The following is a 5,325-nucleotide window of genomic DNA, read 5'->3' as shown; positions in this document are numbered from 1 at the left end:
TTCTGCTTTTGATCCATCTGGGAAGGTTACAGTTGCTGTTCCATCTTTGCCTACTTCAACATCTTTCGCTGTTGGGTTAGCTTTCTTAACTTCGTCTGCTACCTTAGCTTTTTCTGCATCAGTCAAGTTACTTGGATCTTTAACTGGTGTCTTAGCTGGATCTTTAACGCCATCTGCATCCTTAGCTGGTGTTGCATCTTTAGCTTTTTCTACTGCTTTAGCTGCTGGAATTTCTGCTTTTGATCCATCTGGGAAGGTTACAGTTGTTGTTCCATCTTTGCCTACTTCAACATCTTTCGCTGTTGGGTTAGCTTTCTTAACTTCGTCTGCTACTTTAGCTTTTTCTGCATCTGTTAAGTTAGCTGGATCTTTAACTGGTGTCTTAGCTGGATCTTTAACGCCATCTGCATCCTTAGCTGGTGTTGTTGGTTTTTTAGTTACAAATTCTGACAATGGTTTTGTATCTGTTGAACCATCTGTATATGTTACTACAAGATTTCCTTTGCCATCGTTTGTGACTGATTTAATCTTACCATCTTTATCAACTGGAGTATTTTTTGCGATATTCGCATCGTCATTGTCCTTGTTGTACTCAAGTTTCAGTTTTTTTTCGATTTTAGCTAAGTCATCTTTTGTTACATTAGTTGGATCTGCTACTTCAACTTTATCAGCTGGAGTTGCAATATCGTACTTATCTGTTTGAGATTTAACGATGAAGTGAACATATCCTGGTGTCTGAGTTGCATTAGGGTTTTGATCTAATGCTCTAAAATCAGTAGCTGATGGTGCATTATCATTGTCATTAGCAACAACAAAACTTGTCCAATGGTTTGGAGCTTTAAGTGTTGTAACACCTGTCATCTTAAGAGTAGCTGTAGCACCTGATACAGTACCATCACCATGAGTGACTGCTGAATTCTCGATTTTTCCAGTTGTGAAACCGTAACCTGCCGTATTATCTGTTCCAATACCACCAGGACCACGTACATACATATCTTTAACAGCAGTGTTGTCTGATGCTTTGAATGTTAAATCAGTGTTTTCACCTGTATAAACATAGATTTCTTTCTTAGCTTGATTTGAGTATGGAAGTTCAACTGTTGGAGCTACGTTTACAAATTCTGACAATGGTTTCTTATCTTGAGAACCATCTTTATAGGTTACTACAAGATTTCCATCAGCATCTTTTTCGATTGATTGAATCTTACCATCTTTATCAGCTACAGGTTTACCTTTTTTATCTGCCAAGTTAGCGTCATCATTCGTGTTAGAGTACTCAAGTTGTACTTTCTCTTTGATTTTAGCTAACTCATCATTTGTTACGTTAGATGGATTTGCTACAGTAACTTTTTCAGTTGGAGTTGTAATATCATATTTTTGCGTTTGTGGTTTAAGCATGACACGGAATGCACCTGGGTCAGTTAAGCTACCCACAGCTTTATTCTCAATAAATGCACCATCTGTGTCAGTCGCAGTTGCATAACGCCATCCTAAAGCCATACCTGGTGCTTTATCTCCCTTAGTTGCTGCATCATAGTCAGATTGTTTCAAACCATCTGTTGCTGCTGGGGTACCTGAGTAGGTAATGACTGCTGGTGCATCTGCTGTTGCTGGTGTTTCAGCATTGATAACATTTGCTTTAAATCCATATTGAGTATTGATGGTATTCTCTTCACCTGCAACAGGATCAAACGCTCTGTTACCACCTTGTTTTACAGTAGCACTTGCAATTTTTCCGCTATCATCTTTAAATTTGATATCGAATGAGTTGGCTTCTCCAGCGTAGACATAAACTTCTTTAGTGTCTTTATTAGAGTAAGGAATCTCTACTGTTGGTGCTACGTTTTCACGTGCAGGATTTGTTGGGTGAACGAGGTAGGCTGCTGCAATCTTATCTGTTGATCCATCAGGATAAGTGATAGTAAGGTTACCCTTTTCATCTACACTGTATTGTGATTCTGCTGGAAGATTTGGGTTCGCAGTTTTAACTGAGTCGATGATCTTGTTCTTTTCATCTTCAGAAACCTTGTTAGGATTTGCAATATCTACTTGTGTACCTGCAACTGGGTCATACTTTTTAGTAACTTCAAGAACTGTGACAGTGATATGTCGATCAATTGATACTTTCTGGTTGCTTGTTGGATTTGGACTTCCAGTAACTCTAAAGGTAATCCTAGTATCTCCAAGAGGTTGTTTCCATGAAACAGTACCTTCTGCTTTAGCGTCGCTTTGGCCTATTGCTTTACTTCCATTAGTAGCCAATCCACCCGATGGTATTACGCCTGCTACATTATTCGCTGTTTCTGCAGTAATCCCAAAGAAACGCAAGGCAGTCCCTGCAGCTGCACCTGTTAAAGAAAGTTTATCTCCACGATAAAGTGTCACCTTGGTCGCATTGGTCAACATTTGCAACTTATAAGGACCTTCAGTCTTCTCAGCATTCTCAATCGGTGTTGGGGTTTTTGTTACTGTAATCGGAGCACTCTTAGCTGACTCTGTTCCACCTGCTGGTGTTGAAGTAGCTGTAATCTCTCCTTCAGGAAGGCTGTTTGTAGGGTGAATAGTTGCTACACCTTGGTCGTTAGCTACAGCTTCACCGATTACAACGCCATCTTTGTTGTAAAGTTTAACAGTTGAACCTGCTGGTGCTTTCACTGTCACATCAGCTGGAGTACTTGCTTTACCTGCCAAATCGTTGACAATTTCTGGACCACTAGTTGTTGGTGTTTCTGGTTGCGGTTGTGGTTGTGGCGCTGGAGTCTCTTCTTGTGGAGCTGCTTCAACGTTACGTGATTGCCATCCTTGAAGGCTTGAGTAGCTACCTTCTTGCATGTTAGAGATAACTTTAGCTGTTGTTCCAGCTTTCATATCTTTGTTCAAGGTCAAGTTGATTGTTGAGTAGAACTTACCGTCTTCACTTGAAGCAACGCTTGCAAGTGCACTGCTTGAAGAGTTCACTTGCCACTTACCTGGAACAGCATCACGTTTAAGCCCAACTTCTTGAGTATTACCATCAGCGTCCGTGAATTGGAAGTAAGCTGCTCCTGCATCATGCGGTACTTTCAAGGTAACGTTTCTATCATTTTCAACAAGATTATTCTGTTGTTTTGATTTAGATGATGGTACGATCTCTGAGTGACCTAGAGATACATTTACATCTGTATCAGCACTTTCTACACCATTAACGGTTTGGCTTACGCTAATTTTATCTGCAGGAACTAACTGTCCACCACCAGTAACATTACTATTCAAACCAAGGTCGAGTGGGAATGACCATTGTCCGTTTTCTGCAACTTTGATTTGTCTAGCAGTTTTGCCATTTTTCTTGATATTGATGATAGCACCTGGCTGACCGGTACCTGTCAACGTCTCATCTGTAGAAGCTACAGTAGGCACTGTAATCGTGCCATTTGTTTGGGTATAAGTGTTGTTCACTCCTGGTTGTGGTGTTTCCGGTTGTGGTTTAGCCACATCGGCATTCGTAACATCAACAGGGTTGTTCCCTATTACACTGAAAGATGGTCTGTATGACGCTTTACCAGTACGGACCATACCCATAACAAGCTTCATATTTTTCAACTGCTCATTAGTTGTCTCTTCAGGAACAGTTGTGGTGAACTTCCATACATATGCATCTTGCCAGTCCGAACCTGTATTCGATTGATCCCAGACAACACGGTTTCCTGGTAGAGCATTAGCTTCGACCAAAGCTTTTGTCTCAGGATTATCAGTGTCCGCACCATTGAAATAGAAACCTGTATTGTTATAAAGGGTATCATATCCACGACTTGAAGATTTCCAACTATCGCTTGTGAAAGAGTCTTCTTTTTCAAGTGGGAAACCTGAAGCTTCGCGTGGACTTGGATTGTCAAATGTTACTTCATTACTTAGAGGATTTCCACTTGAATCGATTTTTACTAATTTTCTATTTTGCAATTTCTGTACTGATTTGTAGTGGAGACGCTTGATACTATCAGGCATATTTACTTCTTTAGGAATTTGAGCATAGTTTCGGGAACTTTTTCCTGTAATGCCATATTTAATATCCATATTTTCAGCATAGTTATTGAAGTAAACCATCCAGTCAATAGACGTAATCTTACCATTCTGATCTTTATTCATTCTGGTCTTATAGGTCATTACTCTAGAGCCGGCATTTTGCGCGTCATCAGAGGTACTGGATTTACCTACATTACTAGTAATATAGTCATTTTTCTTCCCATTCTCATTGGCAGCTTCATCACCTGAATAAGCAACCCCGTCTCTAAATTGAACACCTTCTGGCATTTTTTGACCATTGCGTGGATCACGACGTCCAGATGCCAAACGAGTTGTAGCGTTCATAACAGACACATAGCTACGTTTAACAGTTTTCGTCATGTCCTCAACATCTTGTACGGTTACATCTGGTGCTTCTAAAAGCGCAAGTCCACTTGCTAAGATAGCGTTCGCTTTTTCACGGACATCAACCGTTGTTTCATGTTCTGGCAAGGCTTGGATGGCAGTTGTTAAGTTGTCCAATTCAAGCTTGAGTTTGTCTGTTTTAGGTGCCACTTTGACAGTTTGAGATGCTGACAAGTTTGCACTTGAACCATCTGCAAAAGTCACGACAACTGATCCATCTGCTTGGACTTGAACATCAGTCGCTGTAGGATTTGCTGCCTTAACAGCTGCTACTACATTTGCCTTTTCCTTTTCTGTCAAGGCTGTAGCATCCGCAACTACTGTCAAGGTAGGCAGTTGAACTCCTTCTGCTTCCTTGGCCTTAGTCTCAACCACCTCAGCTGCTTTGGCCTTAGCCTCAACTACATCAGCTTCCTTAGCTGTTTTTGCTGAAGTAGCTTCTGAACTTGTAGTTTTTTCGGCAACCACTGGTGAAGTTGTTGACACCTCCACTGCTGGTGCTTTATAAGTGCCTACCTCATCACTAGGGCTTGCTTCAGCAGCTGAGCTGGTAGTTTTATTCTCTACCTCCCCATTACCAGCTGTGTCGGCCTTAACTGTTGGAGCCACCAAAGCTGCACCAACCGCAAAGACAAGCGAGCAACCAAATAAGAAATGCTTTCCTTTTTTGATCATTCGCCAGTTCTTCTGCTCTGCATTTTTACGATTAAAATACATTACATTATCTCCTTTTTTAAAATAACTGCATGTCTTCTACATACAATTCAATTATACAATTCTTTTAGAAAATAGTCAATCATGACCACCCGTCAAACGGGTGGTTTGAACCAGGGCTATAAGCCCAGATTACAAGCCAGCGCCTAAAGACGCTGGCTTTCACGTTGTTCAAGCCTCATTGCTCTTGACTCGTCACTTGCCTCT

General features: G+C 41.0%; 1 pseudogene. It reads right to left on the bottom strand.

Annotation, left to right across the window (positions count from 1 at the left end):
* Positions 1 to 5,121: pseudogene (locus tag QM450_RS10415) on the bottom strand (hypothetical protein); the annotation flags it as partial.
* Between the last annotated feature and the right edge of the window lie 204 nt (positions 5,122 to 5,325).

The sequence above is a fragment of the Streptococcus infantis genome (genome assembly GCF_047464615.1).
GTDB classification, from domain to species: domain Bacteria; phylum Bacillota; class Bacilli; order Lactobacillales; family Streptococcaceae; genus Streptococcus; species Streptococcus infantis_Y.
Note: the sequence above shows the minus strand (reverse complement) of the source record. Positions and strands in the feature narration are given on the sequence as shown.